We start from the raw sequence: 21,851 nt of genomic DNA, 5'->3' as shown, positions 1-21,851 counted from the left end.
AATTTACATGAGTAAGAAGGTCATTGTCGTTGGAGCGGGTGTAGCAGGCCTTGCAAGTGCCATAAGGCTGCAGCATGCGGGCTATCAGGTGGAAATATATGAAAAAGGATTAACACCCGGCGGCAAAATGAATCGAATTGAACTGGATGGCTACACATTTGATTTGGGCCCAAGCATCGTGATGATGCCGGAATTATATCGGGAGCTATTTGAACTTTGCGGCCGTAACCCTGATGATTATATTCCAATGGAAAAATTGGACCCAATTTATCGGGCTTATTTCAGTGATATTCCCGACAAGCCATTTGATATCTCCTCTGACCTTGCTGAATTAACAAAAACAATTGAATCAATCAGCGAAGAAGATACGGCAGGTTTTTTTCAATATATGCAAGAAATTTATAAACGCTTTGTCATCGCAAAACATCATGTACTTCAAAGACCTTTCCGTAAAAGGGGTGATTTTTATAATCTCCCGATGTTGAAGAAAGTGTTGAAACTGAAGCCTTACGACACTGCGGATACGTTTATAGGAAAATATATTAAGAATGAACGCCTGAAACAGCTGATTAGTTTTCAAACGTTGTACATAGGTATTTCTCCTCTTAAAAGCCCTTCTTTTTACACCATGATTCCTATGATTCAATTTCTATATGGAGTATGGTTTATGAAAGGCGGTATGTATACGATGGCTTTGGCCATGGAGAGACTCTTTAGGGAACTTGGAGGAACCATACACTACGGCAAGAATGTACAGGAAATATCGATTCACAATCGCACAGCGGAAGGAATTACTGTGGATGGACAAAAAATCTCTTCAGATTATGTTGTTTGTAATGCTGATTTCCCGTATGCGATGAAGCACTTGGTAAAAGAAAAGTCTGCCAAAGGAAAATATACCGATAAGAAGATCGATAGTATGAAATACTCTTGTTCATGCTTTCTGTTATATCTCGGTATGGACCGGAAATATGAAGAAATTGACCATGTACATAATTTTATTTTCAACGAAAACCTAAATCAAAATCTTAAAGATATATTTGATGGAAAGAAGCTGACGAATGCCTCCTTCTATGTATATATTGCTTCAAAAATGGATCCTTCCCTTGCACCTGAGGGAAAAGATGGATTGTATATCCTGATGCCCGTATCGGATAAAGCTACAGCAAATTATGAATGGGACGAGGAAACCATTTCTTATTATCGCAGTTACATTTTCAATGAATTAAAGAAAATCCGTGGTTTTGAAAACATTGAAAATGAAATTGTCACAGAAACGCATACAACACCATTAGATTTTGAATCGAAATTCAATGCTTATAATGGGGCCACGTTTGGTTTGCAGCCAATCTTGAAACAAAGCAACCACTATCGTCCGCAAAGCAAGGCCACTCATTGTGATAATTTGTACTTTACCGGAAGCAGCACACATCCCGGCGCCGGTGTCCCAATCGTCCTGTTATCCGCTAGAATCACCGCACAGGAACTGATACAAGACGATACAGGTAATTTATTTGATTATTCAGCAATATAAAGACTAACTAGAGATAACAAAAGCTATGTGCTTACACTCAAAGGAAGGAGGTAGGTTTTATGACCGTTTCAGAAGTGATTAATCTCGCAATTGGATTTGCGGCAGTGGTAGTTGGGGTTCTCATGTTCTGGTCTTTGCCGGTTCCCGGTTTTACCTCTAGGCCTACGGCAGGCCTTCCGTTTCTGTCCATCATTATTCCAGCCAGGAATGAAGAAGGTAGGATTTCACCGTTATTGCAATCATTGCAGGAGCAGCGTTTCAGACAATTTGAAATTCTGGTTGTTGATGACGATTCATCTGACAATACTGCATCTGTTGCGGAAAGCTATGGTGCAAAGGTTCTGCAGAATGCAGGTGCAGGAAAATCCTCTGCCTGCTGGCAAGGTGCTAAGCAGGCCAAAGGGAGCTGGTTATTATTTTTAGACGCAGATACGAGATTCACCAGTGTGGATGGATTGAGCAATCTACTGCATTTTTACCAGCAGAAGGGGGCCAAAGGCATCACAGCATTACAACCATTTCATACAGTTGAGCGTTTGTATGAACACATCTCCATTATATTCAACATAATCGTCGTGGTAGGGATGAATCTTTTTACAATTTTGGGATCGCAGTTTAAAACCGCCGGTTCGTTTGGTCCGTGCATACTATGTAATCGAGACGATTACTTTTTGTCGGGAGGGCATAAAAAAATTGAAGGAGCCATCATGGATGATTTGGCACTAGGAGAGGCATTTCTTGATCAAGATCTCCCGGTTCGCTGCCTGGGCGGCAAAGGAATTATCTCTTTGCGCATGTATCCGGAAGGAGTGGGAAGCCTTATCGAGGGCTGGTGCAAAAGCTTTGCCGTCGGCTCCAAGTCAACTCATCCGGTTGTCATGCTCATGGTCATACTATGGATTTCCGGCAGTTATACAGCTGCGGGAGCATTGATCTCTTCGATTACTGAATGGAACTCTGTCGCCATGATGTTCAGTGGTATCTTGTATATCCTGTATACGATTCAAACGGCATGGTTTGCACGCAGAGTCGGTAATTTCAGATGGATGATTTTCCCCTTTTATCCAATATTGTTCTTGTTTTTTGCAGGAATTTATCTGTATTCCTTCATCAGAGTGAATGTTTTTCATTCTGTAAGATGGAAGGGGCGTAAAATTAAGGTCTGAACATCCTTAATCATTTGCACGGGGATCATACATTTATTATGAAAATTAAAATAAAAAGCAGGATCGTTCCTATGAAAAAAGTACCCCTAAGAGGATAGTTTGTTTAATGTTTCACCATTCTACGCATGATGGGAAAAATACTTCCTTCTAAAATTAATAAGTTTTCTATTCATTCAAGGTGTCTCCTAGCCATTTTGAGATGATATCTATGATTTGTTGCTGTTGGTTTTTAGCAGAAATCGTTGCTTTATGATCGCCCTTTTGAAATCCATATATCCCAAATTGTGAATGATTTCCTCCTTGAATTTCAACCAATTGTGCATTTGTAGAGAGGAGCTCTTCGGTTTCTTTAATTTTATCAACAGTTGTAAGCCCATCTTTTTCTCCATAAATAGATAATATAGGGAAATCGACGGATGAAAAACGATCTTCGTTACTAGGATAAGAACCTAATAGGATCAGGCCGGTTAATTCTTTTATATGATTTTGAGCAAACATGGCAGCCGATACTCCTCCTAATGAATGACCACCCACAAACCAGTGCTTTATTTCAGGATAGTGAGTGATTATTTCTTGTGCTTTGTTTGAATCAAGAATCGGAAAATTAAAGGTGAACTCTGGTATGAATACAACATATCCTTCAAGAGATAGCTGCTTTCCTAAATAACTATAAGCTTCAGGCTCCACTTTTGCACCAGGGTAAATAATCAGTCCAGCTACTGGGTCATTTTGTGGTTGAAAGACAATCCAATCTTCTTTGTAAATTATGCTAGTTGGTTCAACAAGTTGAAATAATTGCTCAGACGGCTTATACGTTTGTTGTGACCATATCCACAATCCCAATAAGCTTATGATGATGAAGATGGAGAAAATAATAGCTGTTTTTTTAATTATACTTTTCACTTCACATTCGCTCCTTAATGGTTGCTCTTCTTATTATCTCACTAATTACCTTATTAAATCATACTTGAATCTATTAGAATGAAAAAACTATAAATAGAAAAGTCGAAAAACAGTGTCAAGCCTTTTCACAGTGTTGTGAACGGCTTCTTTTCATGATAGGTGTTATTGAGCTATCCTTTTTGATATTTCGCTTTATCAATTCCCTACCAGCATTCAATTCGAAAAAAGGGTTTTGTGGTTTTTTGTAGAATCTTGTAATTATATGTATTTTTAGAATGGAGTCCATTTATTTTTAAGTCTAGTAAAGGTTTTACAGTTAGTTGAACAAAATAGATTAATAGGATGATTATTAATCAGCATTTATAAAGAGGTGAATAAAATGACACGGTATTTTAAATATGTATCAATTAGAAATGGGCAAGAAGAATGGATGATCAAGGAACTAAATGAAGGACGTGCAAGGTTTGGTTGGAGTTCGCCGGGGTCCAATTTACATATCATTAAGAGTAAAGAGGCTAAAGAGAGGTCCACAAAGGAGAAAGTGGTTTGGAGATATACACAGTTTTTGATTAATAGACTTAAAGCTGGAGATCGTCTCATCATACAGCTTGGTCAACCGCTAAGACAATTTCTTATTGCTGAAATAGTTGGGGAATATGGTTCTACAGATCCACAAGAGAAAGATTTTAATCATTATGTTCAATGTAAACTTCTAACGAATTCTTTTATTCAAGTGAAATCAGAAGCTGTTTCACAATCTCTCCGTCACCATCTTTCTAAGCGAGGGCATTATTACGAAATATATGATGAGGATTCTAAGGAAGAGCTTGATTTAATAGTGAAGAAATCGATGGAAGAAGATGAAAGTTTTCATAAGGCAAATCAAAGTCTTAGATCGATTGATTATGAGAGAACTGCTTTAGAAGAGTCGGTAGTCGCTCAGACATATAAGAGAATTTCAAAGAATTGGCCAAGTGCTTATTTTGAACAGTTTGTAGCAGATTTAATAAATGCCACACCTGGACTGGAAGTAAAGAAACAAGGTGATAGTGGAAAGGGCTGGGATTTAACGATGAGAATAATGGACCCACTTGATGGGTTCATCCTACATGACGACATCCCAGTTCAATGTAAAAATTATCAAGGGAAAGTGAATACGAAAAGGCCACTTGACGATTTGGAAAGATGTATTAGAAATTCAGATGCTTCCCTTGCTTATCTCTTTATCATTGGTGACCTTTCATCTGACTTTTATGATGAGGTGGATGAAAGGGTGGAGCAGCTACGTAATGATTTGCAGAAGAGGTAAGGTGGAGAATTATCGAACAGGAGCAAATCGCTAAATTGTATTTAAAAGGTCTTAGTGCTTCTTCGTAATTAATATTTATAAGTTAAAAATTTTCCCCACATAATAGATTAGTGGATTAAAAGGATAGGCATTCAATGGTAAATGAAAGGTGAAAAAATGAATACAAGTAGAGAAATAATCGAAGAAAAAGACGAAAAAATTGCACAGCTAGAAAGACAGATAAAAGAATTATATGAAGCAACACAGCAAATTGCTGCAACTATTGCGGTAGATCAAAACTCAAGATATGTTTCACCACCGATAGGAAAATCTAAGTCTCTCTTAAAAATTGGTAGATTGAAGAATATTTTAATTCTGGCCATCGTTATTTTAGTAGCTTTTATCATCGCTTTCGGAGTATTCCGGCCATTTGCAGGCAGTACCATCAAACAAGAGTCTGTCACGTTTGTTGAACGTGTTCAAGAGTTAGCAACATTGGCAACAGCTGAAGCTCATATGAAAGAGGTTCTACACCAAGAAGAAAATAAGAATTTCTTGAATATTGATTTACCAGGAACAAAGCGAGAAGTTCTATTGGTTGTACCTGCGACGGTGATTGCAGGTGTTGATTTGAAAGGAATTACTTCTAAGGACTTGGATATTAATGAAGAAACAAAAGAAATAGATATTACTCTTCCGCATGCAGAGATCATCCAGGAACCATCTGTACAGATGGATAAAATACAAGCCGTGGACAAGAATGGGCTTTTCCGTGATGATATAAAAATGAATGAGGGGTTTGAGTTGGCTGCTGAGGCACAAGAGAAAATTCGACAAGGAGCCATCTCTAGTGGATTATTAGATAGTGCAGAGAAAAATGCAGAAAAAGTGTTAAAGGAATTTTTTAAGAATGATGGTTATACGGTGAATGTCTCGTTTAACTAATAGGAGGGCTTGCTCCTTTTATTTGTACAACTGAGATTGATAAGAACTTGGTAGATTATGAGTCTGTTTCAAAATTTTTAGGGAACAGACTTTATTTTCTTGTATTTATGATAAAGATCTTTAAAGTTTAATACGAGTTTAAATAGCTGAAGATAAAAGTCATTACATATTACGCATGGTCTAATCGCGAGCCAGAAGAAAAGCTTGTTTGGATAAACAAAAAATAGATGAGAGACAACAGACTTATATGAACTTAATGAGCTGTTTACAGGTAAAAATGAATATGGCTTTAACTAATTGGAGATGACTTTCTACTACACGTAGTGTTCATCTTCTTTTTTAATAGAAAACAACTCTTTTAAAAAGAAGATTTATAACTTTAGCTTCACACTATTTTTTATTTCTAGTTAACATCCTTCATTAACGAAATTAGTTCTGCTGTTGTATAGGGAATTAACAATAATTGTCGAATGAGGTAAGATTAAGCTATAACACATAGATATAAAAATAATTAATTAGGGAGATTTCAACATGAACTGTCCATTTTGTTCGAATATAGAGCCCGTATTACAAAACGACTTATCCATTGCCTTTTACGACATATACCCAGTAAACAAAGGACACTTACTAATCATTCCTAAACGGCATGTGGAGCAATATTTTGATTTAACCATAGAAGAAAGACAAGCAATTGATTCCTTATTATTTGAAGGAAATGCTTTATTAGATAAGAAACACAAACCAGACGGATACAACATCGGAATAAATAACGGTGAAGTAGCAGGGCAAACCATCTTTCATGTCCATGTTCATCTTATTCCAAGATATAAAGGAGATATGAAAGACCCACGTGGTGGAGTAAGGGGAGTTATTCCAGATAAAAGAACCTACTAAAGGGAGAATAGGAATATGCCAGTATATAACAAGCTTGTTAGAGACAGAATTCCAGAAATTATTGAGAAAACCGGGAAAGCTTATAAAACTTCTATCTTATCCCATGAAGTATACATAAAAAAGCTACAAGAAAAAGGGTTTGAAGAGTTACAAGAGTATGTGGAAGCAAACGACAAGGACAGCTCTCTTGAAGAATTAGCTGATCTTTTAGAAATCGTCCATGCACTAGCGGAATTTCATGGCTCATCAATCAGCGAAGTTGAGAAAATTAGAGCTAAGAAAGCACAAGAACGTGGTGGTTTTAAAGAGAAAATATACTTAATTGAGGTTGAAGATGAGTAAGGTAGAGTTAATAACAGATCAGCTTATTTCACATCTACTTGAGAAAATAGAACAAGCTTCAACCATTTGTATTTTAACCTCTTTTGTTATGAAATCAGGGGTCGAGCTGCTTCGTGAACCACTTAAACGTGCTGCTGAAAGAGGCGTTGATATCAAAATATGTACAGGAGATTATTTATATATCACACAGTACCGAAGCATTAAAATCACTAGTTGAAATTAATCCTAAAATTGAAGTTAGACTTTGGAACAGTAATGGAATTTCTTTTCATCCAAAGGCATATCTTTTTCACCTTAATGAGGAAGGTCATCTTGTTATTGGTTCTTCCAATCTATCAAGATCAGCCTTAACAAGTGGAATAGAGTGGAACGTTTCGATTAATAAAGAGCCAGCTGTCTTCAAAGAAGCAATGGATCAATTTACAAAGCTAATGTATCATGAACAGACGATACCAGTTAATGTAGAAACGATAAAAAGCTTCGAGGAAAACTATGAAAAGTACCACGAAAAGCACCCGAATCTTGCGAAAAAATGGTCAGAGCTAGAGGAAATTGAACTAATGCTCCCTAGTAAAGAAAAAGAAATGCATATAGCAGAGGAATCAGCTGACTATGGTGAAATCCAGCCACGTTTTGCACAGGTTGAAGCTCTGGAGGAGTTAGAAAAAACCTATGATGAAGGGTACAAATCAGCTCTAGTAGTAATGGCAACAGGATTAGGTAAGACATATTTAGCTGGTTTTTTTGCGAAAAGGTTTAAACGTGTTTTATTTATTGCACATCGTGAAGAGATTCTGACTCAGGCTCAAAAATCTTTCTCTACAATAATTAAAGAAAGTACATTTGGAATTTATAATGGAAACAAAAAAGAAGCGAATGTTGATCATGTTTTTGCATCTATATTTACTCTAAGCATGAAGCAGCATCTTGAAGTATTTAAACCAGATGACTTCGATCTTATTGTTATCGACGAATTTCATCATGCTGCAGCAGCATCTTATCAACGCGTACTTGATTATTTTCAGCCTTCCTTTTTATTAGGAATTACCGCAACACCAGATAGAAATGATAACAAAGATGTGTATTCCATTTGTGCTGGAAATGTTGCATATCGAATTGATTTTTTAGAAGCCATTCAACGGGACTGGTTAGCTCCGTTCCAATATTATGGAGTTTACGATGAAACTGATTATAGCAATATAACATGGTTAGGAAACCGGTATGATGAAGAAGAACTATTGCAAGCTCAGCTCAAGGATGAAATGGCTCAAAATATACTTGATGCTTGGGTAAAGCATAAGAAGTCGAAAACACTTGTTTTTTGTTCTTCTATAAAACAAGCAACATTTTTATCACAATTTTTTAATCAAAATAACTATAACACCATTAGTTTACATTCGAAGCAAAAGGACATTCGTAGAGACGAAGCAATAAAGCAGCTAGAACAAGGAGAACTTGATGCCATCTTCACCGTTGACTTATTTAATGAAGGTGTCGACATCCCTGCAGTTGATACACTTCTTTTTGTCAGACCAACAGAATCCCTAACGGTTTTTACTCAACAAGTAGGTCGTGGACTTCGTTTACACGCAGAAAAAGATTATTGTGTGATCATTGATTTAATTGGAAACTATCGAAACGCTGATATTAAATTGAGTTTGTTTGATACAAGTGAAAGAAAAGGGAAGGAAACAACCACTATTCCAACCGTGCCACAAAGTTGTGGTATTAACTTAGAATTAAATGTCATTAATCTACTAAAAGAAATGACCAAGAAAAAACAGCCTAGAAAAGAAAAGCTTTTACAAAGCTATCGTGATTTAAAGCAGGAATTAGGAAGAAGACCTACATATCTTGAGCTTCATTTAAAAGGTCAATCAGAATCAATTCAATATCGACAAGAGTTTAAATCTTACATTGGATTTTTAAATTCGGCTGAGGAGCTAACAGAACAAGAAAAGTTAGTTTTCCAAAAATATGAAGATTGGCTTGTTGAAGTTGAAAAAACAGGTATGGCGAAAAGCTATAAAATGGTTGTGTTGCTAGCCATGTTAGAAAGAGGTCCTTCGGATTGGTACAAACCCGTTACAGCCGAAGAGGTTGCTCCTTTCTTTCATTCTTATTTGACAGAAACGAACTATAGAAAACAAATTGATTTCTCTGATAAAGAGACTAAGGCTTTGTGGGATTACAATGGGCTTGAAGGTAAGTCGATTGATATCAAAGATGCCAATGTCTAAATGGAGTGGGAGTTCGAAGGGGTTATTGAGATTTGAAGATAATAAGTTTTCTTTCGATTTGCAAGTTGATAGCGAAGATGAAGATATGATATTTGCGTGGACGAAGGAAATTTGTGAGTATAGGCTGCATTATCATTTTGAGAGAAAGACAAAATAAATAATTACATTTATAAATGAAGGGAACTGTTAAATTTGTCAGGGAGAACAATACAGATATTTTTACCTTTTGGATCACCAAGAGGAATTAAAATAGCAGAAATCACCAATAGAACTGTTCAAGCCATTCTAATCCCGCGTAATAAAATAGATGAAGCGGGACAAAGATCTGAAGTGAAAAATGTAGGAGTTTACTTTCTATTTGGACAAGACGAGGATGATGCAAATCCTAAGGTCTATATAGGGGAATGCAGAAAACTGCTTTGAACGACTAAAACAACATAATCGTGATAAAGACTTCTGGGATGTAGCCATTGTCATTGTTACAAATAATAAGCAAAATCAGTTTACAAAATCAGATGTGAAGTTTTTGGAACGTACTTCCTATGAAATTGCTTTAAATAGAAATCGGTATAAACTTGATCAAACTGTACCTGCCAGTTCCTTTGTGCCTGAATGGAGACAGTATGATTTAAACGATATCCTAGAAACAATTAAATTACTACTTTCCACCCTTGGCTACCCACTATTTGAAGAATTAAGGAAAACAAAAGAAACAGATAACCCAATCATACAAAAAGATCATATCTTTTTCTGTAAGGGTAAAGGTGTAGAAGCAAAAGGAGAGTATAATGAAGAAGGATTTGTCGTTATTGAAGGCTCTCAAATGTCCACAGAGACATCAAACAGCATACATAATTACTTGATAACTATAAGAGAGAATCTACTAAACGAAAACATCGTTACAATTGTAAATGGAATATACACCTTTAGAAGAGACAATCTATTTTCTTCACCAAGTCAAGCAGCTGCTGTTGTTTTAGGTAGGAATGCGAATGGGTGGATTGAGTGGAAGAATATTGATGGGATTACTTTGGATAGTATTAAAAGGAAGGGTAACTAAATTGTTTCATAGCGTTATTAGGATACTGTATGCTATTGAGATTTAAGAAAAAAGTAATATCATATTAACATTTTTTGTTTTCCCACTTGGGTAAATATAATATGTCTATTATAATGACCTAACTAGAAAAGGACATTAAAGATAGTAACTTGATTTTATTTAGGTTGGCATTACTCTTGAATAGTTTAGTTAGAAGAGACCCAACTACATAAATAATAAGTTTTCGTAAAGATTAACAAAAAGCAAGCAAAAGACTTTTGTTAATTTCTAACAAGGGGGTTCAAAACAATGGCTGAAATAAAATACGAAATCATTGAAACAATGGCTATTTTATCCGAAAGTAATAAAGGTTGGAAAAGACAACTGAATTTGATTAGTTGGAATGACCGGGACCCGAAATATGATATAAGGGACTGGTCTGAAGATCAGTTGAAAATGGGTAAAGGTATTACATTTACTCTTGAGGAGCTTCATGCACTTAAAAAGGCTTTAAATGAACTACCGGAATTGGAATAATTAAAGATAGGAGCTACCTTTAATCGGTAGCTCCTATCTTTAATTTTTGGCTTTTGCAAACCAAGCAGGTCGATTTGTTGTAGTTGCATTGCCATTTTTCATATAACGGAATACAATTTTATGCTGTCGGAATTTCGTTAGTGTTTCTTGTAAGTTTTTATCTCCTATCACCCAAATGGTTTCAGTTTGTTTACGATAATCAAGTATTTCAATGCCTTGATGGTCTAATTCTTTAAGCATTTCCTCAACTGATAGGTTAGATGATAATGATAATGAAATAAGTTTTAGTTTATCATTTGTTATAACTTTTGTTAAAGTGTTACTTGTAATTGGAAAATCCTGAGACCCAAGTGATATATTCTCTAATCGTCCTTCTTCGGAACTAGCTACCAAAAGAGGGTCAAAGAAGATTCCCCAAACAGGTTCGCCATTTGAAACGCTTGTTCCGTCTTTATAAAAAGTAAATGAGTTGTTCCTTGGTGCGATATATTCTAATTCTCTCTCTAAATGTTCTGTTCCTACTACATAAAGATTTCCAGAAGGTGGCTGGTCTTGTAAAACTTCAAAGCCTTCACTTCTAAGTAATTTTTTGTAATTCTCATATTGTTCATTAGTATATAAGTTTAGGTTATCAGTTTCTTGTAAGTCTATCTTCAATTGTTGAGTAGGATTTATGCTAGATGTATCATCTGTTACAATCTTTTCTTTAGCAATCTGTCTGTGAAAATTTGTATCATGATTAACAGACTGATTCTCTTCTACATATAAATTCCTCTTGTACACAATTTGATTTTCCAGTGAGTTTTCAGGTTGTGTTTCTTCTTTGAATCTTTGTTCTTCATTTGAGATAGTACTTGTTTTATTTATATCACTTTGATTTTGTGCCCATTCAACGTATGGACGTATACCCATTTCATCAACTTTTTCCCATAGACTCTCTAAAGCATTTTCTGGATTGTTGTAATACGTACTTCCAAGAACACGCCAGAAAGTCCAACCAGCTCTTTGTAACACACGTTCACGGAGGAAATCTCGTTCACGATCTTCAACTGACGTATGCCAATGATCTCCGTCACATTCGACTGCTAATTTTGATTTCTCACCTTGTATTACAAGGTCTATTCGATAATTTGCTACATTATATTGAGGGATAACACGATATCCTTTTGCAGTTATGGCATCAAATACACTTTTTTCAAAACCACTTTCACATTTCTCTCGGTTAGACTCTGTTTCTTCTTTTAAAGGATCGACGATATAAGAAAGTAATTGATATCGTAAACAGTTACGATTGTTAATGTCATTTATTGAGATAGAGTGAACTACCCAAAGTTGATCTTTAGCTCGGCTAACAGCTACATTGAATCGTTGACGGGTTTTATCATCTGCAGCTGAAACGATTCGCGTACTACCGTTTTTCGCTACAACCATAGATAGGAAAATAATATCTCGTTCATCACCTTGGAATGCATAGGCATCTCCACAGATGATTTTCCGTTCCTCCATCAGTTCCGCCCCAAGTTCTTTCAATAACATTGATTGAATTAGTTTTGCTTGGTTGGCGCCTAATAAGGAAATAACACCAAATGTTTTATCAGCATATCTTGGATCTTCTATACAATTTTTTATTTGTTTTACAATTTCTTCTGCTTCTATTTCATTGTAAGCATATTGTGAAGATCCTTCTCGCACACCATGTGGAAGGTAGATAGACTTAACTGGCTCCAAACGGTTGGCTGGGTATTGGCGTAACGGTATTAAGGGTTTAGACTGATATGAAATTTTGTTAGAGAATCCAATGATTTCTGGCATACATCTGAAATGTTCCTTCAAGGTGATAGTATCTTTAAACATAATATAGGCGACATCAAAGAAGGATGTATTTAAATTAAGATCCCTGCCAAAGGGGAAGTCAATATCTTTAAAATATTTAGTTTGTAGTTTCAAGATATCTTGATCTGTAATACCTATATTAGTAGGACTAATTTGTTTATCATCACCAACAATAATCAATTTTTTTGCCATAAATTTCAAAAGAAGAGCATCGTGCCATGATTGACTAGCCTCGTCAATGATGATAACGTCAAATAAATTCGATCGAATTTCAAAATTATCATAAACTTGGTTTAGTGGCATAATCCAAGCAGGAATGGCTTCCATACAGTTCTCCATATGCATTTGAGCATCTGCTCTATATCTTGCAGCATTTTTCCCAGTACCTTTACCAACATTTTTAACAGCTTTAACCCATGCTTTTAAATGTTTACTTTGAGTCTCTGTCATGTTACTCAGCATGCTAATCCAAGCTTTTGTAGAACCAATTTCAATCACAGTATCTTTAATATTTTTCTCTATTTGGTCGAATTGAATAGAAAGAGTTGTTTCATCTTTCATAGAGAATTCTCTAACCCAATTTTGCGCTTGTTTCCACTCAAACGCTTTATCCCATTCTATAAAACGCTGACTCCAGATAGGGGAGGCAAATGTTTCCTCAAGTGTTTTTACAAGAGTACTTGAATGAATGTTTAATTCAATAAAAATATTTTTTAGCGACGAATCACGTTGCATAACTTCTTGATAATGGAGATATTGTTCATGTAAGGTTCTGAAAGTATTAGAATTTCTTTGTTCGATAGTGTCTAATAATTCTTGGTAGAGCGGATGAGATTTTTCAGTTATCTTTGATCTAACCATTTCCCTAACTTGATCAATTAACTCAGATTTCTCCTTAAGATTTTGTTTGATATCAAAAATTTCAATGTTTTGGCTTAATGAGTCAGCCATTTCCTCGTTAAATGTATCAATTGTTAAAAAAGTATAGTCTTTTATTAGTTTGTTACGCCATTGATGAATCTCTAGTACTAACTCTATTTGTGAAAGAACATTTTCAAATTCAAGATATACCATTTGTTTGTTTATTGAATCTAGACTTATAAAATTAGGGACTAATAAACCTTCAATTTTTTCTTTTGAATATTTGTATTGAGCATACGCATGAAGAATCTCGATCTGATTAACTGTTTTTATTTCAGCACTATTGTATTTAACTGTTTGTAGTTTTGACTTGTACTGACTAACTATTTTAGGTCTAAATAAAAAATTTCCTAGAGTACCACCATTAGAAACATGTTCATGTAAGTCTTCGAACATTTTCTTTAATTCTTGTGTGGTTATATTTTCAGTAGACACTAAATCTTCCTCAAATTTATCTTTATTCTCTTTAATTATTTTAAGGTATGATGATAGATTATTTACAAGTTCTTCCCAAATATACCCATGATTAGTGAATATGTCTTTAATCACTTTCCCCAATGAGGGATAATTACTAAAAAGTAATGGTTTAACCAGTTGTTTGTAATTCTGTAAAGTTACTTTTAACTCATCACGTTCGTTGTTATCTAGTGATAAAAGGCTATATACTAATTCATTACTTTCATTTTTCTTCAATAATTCATAAGACTCAATAAGTTCTGCTTCTTCTTTCATTGCAGAGGTTAATGCCTCAAGAAAATCCCAATCAATTTTAGGGTATTCAAATTGTTCATAACCATCAGGTGTTTCTAATTTAATACTTTTCAGACGTATATATTCAATTGCATTTCTTTTTTCTTTTTCCCAGAAAGTAGAAGGAGTGTCAAACGTTACAGGTACCCTGTACCAATCGTAAATGTTTTCCTGGTTATATACGATTTCAGCAATCTTTTGGGCAGTACCTTTGTATCTTGAACTTAATTGATGTTCATATGTTTCTTCTTCCCGAATGGATATCAAATCTGATTTTGTTTTACTCAAATTGCTTTTAAGATTTTTTAATTCCATTTCTTTCTTTGAAACTGTTCTTTCCATGCTTTTAAGATCAAATAGTTCTCTATTAGTGGAAATTGTGGTTACAACCTTCTCTAAATCTTTCATTGACGTCGAGTCTCCACCTAAAAGGCTAACAGAAAGATCTTGAAGTTCTTTCGGTAATTTACTTTTTAAAACACTTAGAGCTTTTGCCGTTTGACTTGTAATTAAGACTCGGTTTCCTGTAGCTAATAAGTGAGAGGTTAAATTTGCAATTGTATGTGTTTTACCTGTCCCCGGTGGACCTTGCACAAGTACACTATTTTGTCTGTTTAAAGTAGAGATAATTCTATTTTGCTCTTCGTTAGACGGAAGTGGAAAGTAAAATTCTTGTGCCTTTTTGAATGTAGTCTCCATATTTGTTTCAGTTGTGTCAACATTTTTAGTAGGAGAAGTTTCAAACATATTAAACAAGTTACTCGGTATGAGAGAAGGCTCAGTTTGGTTTTGTAATTCTTCAATTGCTGTTTGACAGGCCTTTTGAAAACTCTTTTGCAACTTTTTACGTAAAATAAAGGCAGGACTTAAGGATATCGTTGGTATATCTGACAAAGAAATTGGGATCTCAAGAGTGTCATAATATGTGCCTTTAGAGTCCAAAGAATGAACAATGTTCTGTAAGATAGAATTTATTTCGGGATACAATTCTTCATTTAGCTCAGACAAAAGATTCTCTATTTCTTTATTGATAGCACCTGTAAGACGATGTTCCACTAAAAGCATATCTTCTTCATATTCAAAAACTTTCCCTTTGAATGAAGGTATAATAGTGAACTCAGCTTTCTCACTATTGAACTTTAATTCTGCAATTGAAGTAAGTACATGACGTTCAACTACCTCTTTTTGACTCAACTTCCACTGAAGAAGGCCAGTACTTACGACAAGTTCCATTGATTCAGAGTTACTTTGAAGATATTGATATATTTTAAACAGTCGATCATAAAGAGCTTGTATTTCATCTACTCGCTTTGCCTCTTGTATAAATGGCTCCCAAATCATATTTTTAAATTCATCAATCTTATCAATAATTTCTGGATTATCTTCTAGAAATTCTTCTTTACTAACATATTTATCATCTATAAGTAGTTCCTTCAAGACACTTTTATTTACTTTAAACAAGTAAGTTCTAACATCAATTAGTAACCAATTCTCTAATTCCTTTGGAACACTGGGTTTAGTAGGGTAAACCGGCTTTTTAACATATAGCCACTCATCTGTATTATTCCGAAAAAAATCTAAGCATTCTGTCTCATTCGGAAACTTAGATACCCATAATACGTCCTCGTAATTCTTATAACTAGAAACAGGCTTTTGTTTAAGTTGAGAAAGTTCTTTAATATAATGTATCAAATTTATCGCTTTATCATTTAATGATATTGTAGAAATTGGTTCCACCTCAAATCTATTTTTCTTAGTTTATTATACAAAAATAATAAATACATTTTAACATTTCTTTAACTTGAATTAATTGGAAATTAATTCATTGTATGGAGGAAATGTCATTAAATCTAATGGATGTTAATTCATTTGGATTGCTATAAAAGGAAGTAGTGCTGAGATCTCAACGAAAATCTTCTATATTTTTACTTTCCTAAAGTCAAGGTAAACATAAACAGGAGATAATTCCTTAAGACGGCATTCCTATTTAATCCTTTGTCTTAATTAATGCTCAGAATTAAAGGTGGTATTTCGATACTAATATAGATCCTATTATTATCCTACATCATCTACTGAAAACAGGACTTTGTGCATGGTATAATAATAGTAATCTATAAAACTGAATCATATTCTTGATTTCTAGCATTATCAGGTAGCTTTTTGAAATCTAGAGATGAAAAATATTTTACAGATTAATTATGCTAAAAAACAATAATTGAAAACAGAACTTGGAATAAAGTAGCCTTATCAGCTATCTAAAATTTCAATTTAGACTTTCAATAAATTTTGCGGAACCAATTTATATAAATACAGAAGGTAAGTAAATGTCTAACATCGGTTGGTCTTTTCCAGAAAACAATGGAGGAGAAGAAAGAGGATTAAACAATGCGAGTATTGAGACGTTTAGTGGTAGGAAGATTGAGTCTTTAGCAAGGGAAATCATTCAAAATTAACTCAAACAAGGAATTCTGATATTCCACAATTGAATACAAAACAATATTTTAACGTTGTTATGATTACTGGGATAAGAACGGGAAAGCAAAAGTTTTTTAGTACCGCTTCAAAAATGTTACAGCAAGAACATATTCCAGTATTAAAGATTTGTTATTATAACACAACTGGCCTTGTCCCTTGTGTCGTCTTGTTTTAATTATTTATATGAGTCACAAGTTTAGCAACACCTTGTACAGCTGTTACCATCAATGTCATACGTAGAGTAATAGACTGTTCGAAATGCAGAAGTTACAAAAGAGCATTTTTCCCTATTCTGAAGGATTCACCATTTCCTTCTGTTTATTAGAAACACCTTCACTCTTAATTTAACTATGAAATTGACCACCTCTTTCTAGTTGTGCACCAGAGTCTCAGTCTTATCAACATATAGAACGTATGAGCGGGGAAATAGAGCAATAAGTCTCCACTCAAATCTGGTGGGTTAGCTATTTAATCTATCAACTACTTTTGATAAATTAATGTTTTATAATGATTATTTATGCTATAAAAAGTTGATATTTTCATTTGATGTACATGCCTTCTTGGTGGTTTAATTATATAAATGACAAAATTGTTAATAATTGAGGCTCTTTTACAAATTTCAGAAATTATTTATAACAAAGCTTTCTGTTTTAATATGATATAATGATAATCTGGTAAATATAATAATTAAAATAATAATAGGATATATGACTATATATTGTTGAATTTGATAAAAACACGATTTCCTTACCGCTTGGATTAGAAACCAAACGACCGATCTCGTGTATTTGTTATTTTTAATACTACGCCAAAGCTAAAACATAAACAAGTTTGACTAATACGTTGAAATAACTTGTATCGAGAGGTTGTTATCATGATAGAAGTAAGTAACAAGAAAAGTTATAAAATAAAGAAAGAAGCCTTGAATTTAATACAAGAAGAGCAGCTGAAGGGATTTTCTGAAGGTCTACAAAAAGACAAAGATGGTAATATTAAGCTTTCTTTTTCACATAAGGGATATCTTTGTAATGACGATTTGATCAATAATTTTAATCAAGATGTACAGGCTATTAGCTTCTTTTCTGGGGGCGGTGGTTTGGACATTGGTGCACAATTAGCTGGAGTAAAAGTTATCTCGAGTATGGATTTTGATAAAGATAGTGTAGAGACTTTAAAGGCTAACAACTATTTTGCACATACAAAGCACTTTTATAAGGATATATCAGACATGTCTGCAAATGATTACAAAGCCGTTTTGCACGAGAATAATCCTAAAAAGTTAATCTTGCTAGGGGGCCTCCCTGTCAACCATTTTCCAAAGCAGGATATTGGGTTACCAATAAAATGAGGAAGGCAAATTCAGATCCTCGAAATATGATTGGGCAATATTTTAGAATGATTGCGGAACTTAATCCAGATGGATTTATTTTAGAAAATGTAGAAAGCATCTTACACCCTTCCAATAAAGAAGCTGTTGAAGCAATAGAAAAAGGAATGGACGACCTAGGGTATCATTTTGTTCTATTAAGACTTAATGCAGCTGATTATGGGATACCACAAAAAAGGAAGCGAGTATTTTTTGTAGCTAGTAGAAAACCGATTTATGATTATCTAGATCCTACACATGGTATAGATAAAGATAGAGAGTCTAATCCTGATCTTTTACCACACGAAAGAGTAATCGATTGGATAGGTAAATTTGATAGTCCTGCATATGCTGAGCCGACAGAGTTGAATTTAGGGAAATATGAAAAAGAAGTTTGCTCTGTTCCGCCAGGCAAAAATTATATTGCCCTAACAGAAAGAGCGGGGTATCCAAACCCTAAATTTGTTGCAGGTAAGCGATATTGGACATTTTTGTTAAAACTTCATCCTAATTTACCTTCTTGGACAATTATTGCGAGTCCAGGTTCATACGAAGGACCATTTCATTGGACGAATAGAAGATTAAGAATAAAAGAACTAGCAGCAATACAAACATTTCCAGAAGATTATGTTTTCATGGGATCACCTAGGTCACAAAGAAAACAAATAGGAAATGCCGTACCGCCTTTATTAGGGGCAAAAATAGTAGAATATTTATGTAGGTGGATATAAATGAGAGATTTAACTGTTGTAAGTCTTTTCTCAGGTGGCGGTGGATTTGATATTGGATTTAAGCAAAATGGTTTTAAGACTGTTTTTGCGACAGATAACTGGGAAACAGCATGTAAAACGCTAGAAACTAATAATATATCTGATCATATCGTTTGTTCTGACATTAGAGAGGTAGATTTTAACTGGATCAAGCTTAGAGAACAGAAAATTGACTGTTTAATTGGTGGTCCCCCATGTCCTCCATATAGCCAAACAAGACATTATTTGACACAAAAAAAAGATGGATTTGAAGATGAGACGTCTGGTTTTGCCGTTCCCGAATATTTTCGAGCTGTTGAGGAATTAGATCCAACTGTTTTTGTTTTTGAAAATGTTGATGGATTTATGTTTAAAACACATAAAGAAGCTTTGGAATATGTAAAAGAGAGATCTAAACAATTAGGCTATAAAATAGTTTTCAAGGTAATAAATTGTGCTAATTATGGTATACCCCAAACAAGAAAGAGATTTATCTGTGTAGGGGTAAAAGGCGAATTACCTGATTTTGTATTTCCTGAGGAAACACATTCAAATGAAGAAAATAGCGACAAATTACCTTGGGTAACTGCTGGTGATGTTATGTCTGATTACGACACGATTACTGAAGATGAAATGAATCAAAGACCAGGTGCAAAACATTACGATTTATTAAAAGAGATTCCACCTGGCGATAATTATTTATTTTTCACCGAAAAAAGAGGACATCCTAACCCATTATTTAAGTGGAAATCAAGGTATTGGACATTTTTACTAAAATTATCGCCAAATCGACCATCTTGGACAATTCAAGCTAGTTTTTCAAACAATCAAGGCCCTTTTCATTGGAAAAATAGATTTTTAAGAATTGAAGAATTAAAGAGATTACAAACATTTCCGGATGAGTATCATTTGGAAGGTGATTTTAAAGAACAGTGGAGACAGCTTGGTAATGCTGTTCCACCTTTATTAAGTTCAACACTCGCAAAAAAACTCAAAGAACTTTACTTTGTTAATGAAGAGGTCCCATTAAAATAAAGTTAAAAGCCAATCATATATGTTAAAATCAAAAAAACTACATGCAAATACTGCATGTAGTCAGACTGTCGACAAAAAGGGTTTGGAATGTAAAACATTCCAAACCTTTTTGCGATATTATATTAATATTCGTTCAACTTTTATGAAAATGAGACTCTTCGAGTCTCTATATTATACTATTACTGGACCTTTCCAAGTCCAATTGGCCATTTTCTTTAAGTTCATGGCAGCAAAAGTAAGCATCGCCTGCATTGTCAATTTTTTGAGTCCCCTCAAAGTTGTCCAACGCATTCCATGCTTTTCTTTGGCATCTGCAAATACACGTTCAATTGTTTCTTTCCGTTTTGCATATATCAGTTTTACATCTTGATGATGACGTAGATGGTCTGCCTCTTCTACATATTCTTGCCAGATATGGCGCATCACCACTTTTTGGTGATCTTTACTCTCTGTACATTGAGCCAAAAATGGGCACGTTGCGCAAATGTGCTTTGGAGATTTGTACTCTCTATATCCCTCTTTAGTTGTTGTAGAGTATTTCAAGATTTCCCCAGCTGGACATAAGTAACAATCGAAGTGTTCATCATAAACATATTCATGTTTTCGGAAGAATCCATCTTTTGTACGTGGTCTTGTGTAAGGTACTGCTGGAATGATATTGTTTTCTATTAAGTACTTTGTAATCGCTGGAGTCTTATAAGCAGCATCTGCAGCAACAGCATTTGGTTTTCCTATTATCTCGCTTACATCTTCAACCAATGGCTCTAAAATTTGACTATCATGAATATTACCTGGTGTAACATCCACGCCCAATACAAAACCATTGCGATCTGCTGCTGCATGAAATGAATAGGCGAACTGTTTTGTGCGTTCGTCTTTAACATAGTAACCACTTTCTGGATCAGTTGTACTTTCTTTGATTTCTTTTGATTCTGCCTTGTCAAACTTATCTGGTGGAAAAGGCTTCTTCCCATGATCTTCATGATCTTGATTAATCTCTTCTTGAAGACGCTCTTGGTAAGCTCTTGTTTCTTTCCGTACAACCTTCTTCTGAAATTTATGCTTATTAGCACTAGCTTTTACATGAGTAGAATCAATCAATATGTGTTCTGCACTAATAAGTTTTTTCTCGGCAGCACTCTTTAATATACGATAGAATATTTGTTCAAATATATCTGTATCTTTAAATCTACGTTCGTAATTCTTCCCGAAGGTAGAGAAGTGCGGTACTTTATCATGGAAACCATAGCCTAAGAACCATCGATAGGCCATGTTTGTTTGAACCTCTTCAATTGTCTTTCGCATTGAACGAATACCGAAGGTATATTGAATGAAGGTTAGTTTAATCAGAAAGCCTGGATCTATACTCGGGCGGCCTACTTCAGAATACATATCTTCCACTAAGTCATAAATAAAGAGAAATCAATCGCAGCCTCTATTTTGCGAACCAAATGGTCCGCTGACACAAGTTGATCTAAAGCGATCATTTCAATTTGATCTCGTTGTATGGAATTGTGTTTCGAAAGCATATTTATCACCTTAAGATTTTCTTAATACAAGTTTAAATTAAAAAAGACTGTAAGCAAACTCATTTTTCATGAGTTTGTCTACAGTCTGACTACATGCAAATACTGCATGTAGTTTTTTGATTTTGTCTTTTCTAAATCTTACGTTTTTTAAATAATTTGTGTATAATAAACACTACATGTAAATTTTTACTATATTGAGGAGAGTTAATTTTATGAGTAAGGAAAGATGGCAAGTAGACTATGATGGAAATCTTGTTTGGAAAGATGCCGTTTCATCTAAGATTAGAGGACAAGCAAAAGCTGAA

Annotated in this window: 16 protein-coding genes and 2 pseudogenes; 15 read left to right on the top strand and 3 right to left on the bottom strand. The window is 34.5% G+C overall.

What is annotated here, in order from left to right; translation table 11 throughout:
• Nucleotides 1-7 precede the first annotated feature (7 nt).
• Nucleotides 8-1,534: a phytoene desaturase family protein gene (locus MVE64_RS00075; RefSeq protein ID WP_247342486.1), complete on the top strand. Its 1,527-nt coding sequence runs from the start codon at nucleotides 8-10 to the stop codon at nucleotides 1,532-1,534.
• Nucleotides 1,535-1,593: 59 nt separating this feature from the next.
• A complete protein-coding gene (locus MVE64_RS00070) occupies nucleotides 1,594-2,700 on the top strand; it encodes a glycosyltransferase (protein ID WP_247342483.1) in 1,107 nt (368 codons plus the stop codon).
• Between the two features lie 165 nt (nucleotides 2,701-2,865).
• On the opposite strand, the gene MVE64_RS00065 is transcribed toward MVE64_RS00070, so the two are convergent.
• Complete coding sequence (locus MVE64_RS00065; RefSeq protein ID WP_247342482.1) at nucleotides 2,866-3,603, bottom strand: alpha/beta hydrolase; 738 nt, start codon at nucleotides 3,601-3,603, stop codon at nucleotides 2,866-2,868.
• Nucleotides 3,604-3,982: 379 nt separating this feature from the next.
• On the opposite strand from MVE64_RS00065, the gene MVE64_RS00060 reads away from it, so the two are divergent.
• From MVE64_RS00060 to MVE64_RS00025, 9 genes and pseudogenes are all read left to right on the top strand, one after another.
• Complete coding sequence (locus tag MVE64_RS00060) at nucleotides 3,983-4,912, top strand: restriction endonuclease (protein ID WP_247342479.1); 930 nt, start codon at nucleotides 3,983-3,985, stop codon at nucleotides 4,910-4,912.
• 156 nt (nucleotides 4,913-5,068) lie between these two features.
• Nucleotides 5,069-5,836, top strand: coding sequence for a DUF4230 domain-containing protein (locus MVE64_RS00055; RefSeq protein WP_247342476.1), 768 nt, complete (start codon nucleotides 5,069-5,071; stop codon nucleotides 5,834-5,836).
• A gap of 146 nt (nucleotides 5,837-5,982) precedes the next feature.
• Nucleotides 5,983-6,063, top strand: coding sequence for a hypothetical protein (locus MVE64_RS28005; RefSeq protein ID WP_425594022.1), 81 nt, complete (start codon nucleotides 5,983-5,985; stop codon nucleotides 6,061-6,063).
• A 304-nt stretch (nucleotides 6,064-6,367) separates the two neighbouring features.
• Nucleotides 6,368-6,730, top strand: a complete 363-nt coding sequence (locus tag MVE64_RS00050) for an HIT family protein (protein WP_247342475.1) — start codon at nucleotides 6,368-6,370, stop codon at nucleotides 6,728-6,730.
• A 15-nt stretch (nucleotides 6,731-6,745) separates the two neighbouring features.
• Nucleotides 6,746-7,072 carry a nucleoside triphosphate pyrophosphohydrolase gene (locus MVE64_RS00045; RefSeq protein ID WP_247342472.1) on the top strand — a complete coding sequence of 109 codons (327 nt, stop codon included), beginning with the start codon at nucleotides 6,746-6,748 and terminating at the stop codon, nucleotides 7,070-7,072.
• A pseudogene (locus MVE64_RS00040) lies at nucleotides 7,065-9,469 on the top strand (DEAD/DEAH box helicase family protein). The gene MVE64_RS00045 and the pseudogene MVE64_RS00040 overlap by 8 nt, the downstream one beginning before the upstream one ends.
• Nucleotides 9,470-9,504: 35 nt before the next feature.
• Nucleotides 9,505-9,735 carry a GIY-YIG nuclease family protein gene (locus tag MVE64_RS00035; protein WP_247342470.1) on the top strand — a complete coding sequence of 77 codons (231 nt, stop codon included), beginning with the start codon at nucleotides 9,505-9,507 and terminating at the stop codon, nucleotides 9,733-9,735.
• Between the two features lie 103 nt (nucleotides 9,736-9,838).
• Nucleotides 9,839-10,372, top strand: a complete 534-nt coding sequence (locus tag MVE64_RS00030; protein ID WP_247342467.1) for a DUF4357 domain-containing protein — start codon at nucleotides 9,839-9,841, stop codon at nucleotides 10,370-10,372.
• A 288-nt stretch (nucleotides 10,373-10,660) separates the two neighbouring features.
• Entirely contained in the window at nucleotides 10,661-10,888 is a 228-nt protein-coding gene (locus tag MVE64_RS00025) for a YdbC family protein (RefSeq protein ID WP_247342464.1), read from the top strand.
• Between the two features lie 39 nt (nucleotides 10,889-10,927).
• On the opposite strand, the gene MVE64_RS00020 is transcribed toward MVE64_RS00025, so the two are convergent.
• Nucleotides 10,928-16,129, bottom strand: a complete 5,202-nt coding sequence (locus MVE64_RS00020; protein WP_247342462.1) for an AAA domain-containing protein — start codon at nucleotides 16,127-16,129, stop codon at nucleotides 10,928-10,930.
• 587 nt (nucleotides 16,130-16,716) lie between these two features.
• On the opposite strand from MVE64_RS00020, the gene MVE64_RS27230 reads away from it, so the two are divergent.
• The 4 genes from MVE64_RS27230 to MVE64_RS00010 all read left to right on the top strand — a co-directional run bounded on the left by MVE64_RS27230 (nucleotide 16,717) and on the right by MVE64_RS00010 (nucleotide 20,017).
• Nucleotides 16,717-16,845 carry a hypothetical protein gene (locus tag MVE64_RS27230; protein WP_281730429.1) on the top strand — a complete coding sequence of 43 codons (129 nt, stop codon included), beginning with the start codon at nucleotides 16,717-16,719 and terminating at the stop codon, nucleotides 16,843-16,845.
• Between the two features lie 896 nt (nucleotides 16,846-17,741).
• The gene (locus MVE64_RS27225) at nucleotides 17,742-18,215 is read left to right on the top strand and encodes a DNA cytosine methyltransferase (protein WP_281730428.1); all 474 of its coding nucleotides are present in this window, start codon (nucleotides 17,742-17,744) and stop codon (nucleotides 18,213-18,215) included.
• Nucleotides 18,212-18,964, top strand: a complete 753-nt coding sequence (locus MVE64_RS27220) for a DNA cytosine methyltransferase (protein ID WP_281730427.1) — start codon at nucleotides 18,212-18,214, stop codon at nucleotides 18,962-18,964. Before MVE64_RS27225 ends, MVE64_RS27220 begins: the two co-directional genes overlap by 4 nt.
• On the top strand, nucleotides 18,965-20,017 hold the full coding sequence (locus MVE64_RS00010) for a DNA cytosine methyltransferase (protein WP_247342460.1): 1,053 nt from the start codon (nucleotides 18,965-18,967) through the stop codon (nucleotides 20,015-20,017).
• A gap of 171 nt (nucleotides 20,018-20,188) precedes the next feature.
• Here the strand turns inward: MVE64_RS00010 and MVE64_RS00005 are convergent.
• Nucleotides 20,189-21,546, bottom strand: a pseudogene (locus MVE64_RS00005) (IS1182 family transposase).
• Between the last annotated feature and the right edge of the window lie 305 nt (nucleotides 21,547-21,851).

Origin of the sequence: Metabacillus endolithicus (genome assembly GCF_023078335.1) — a bacterium.
GTDB lineage: Bacteria > Bacillota > Bacilli > Bacillales > Bacillaceae > Metabacillus > Metabacillus endolithicus.
Note: the sequence above shows the minus strand (reverse complement) of the source record. Positions and strands in the feature narration are given on the sequence as shown.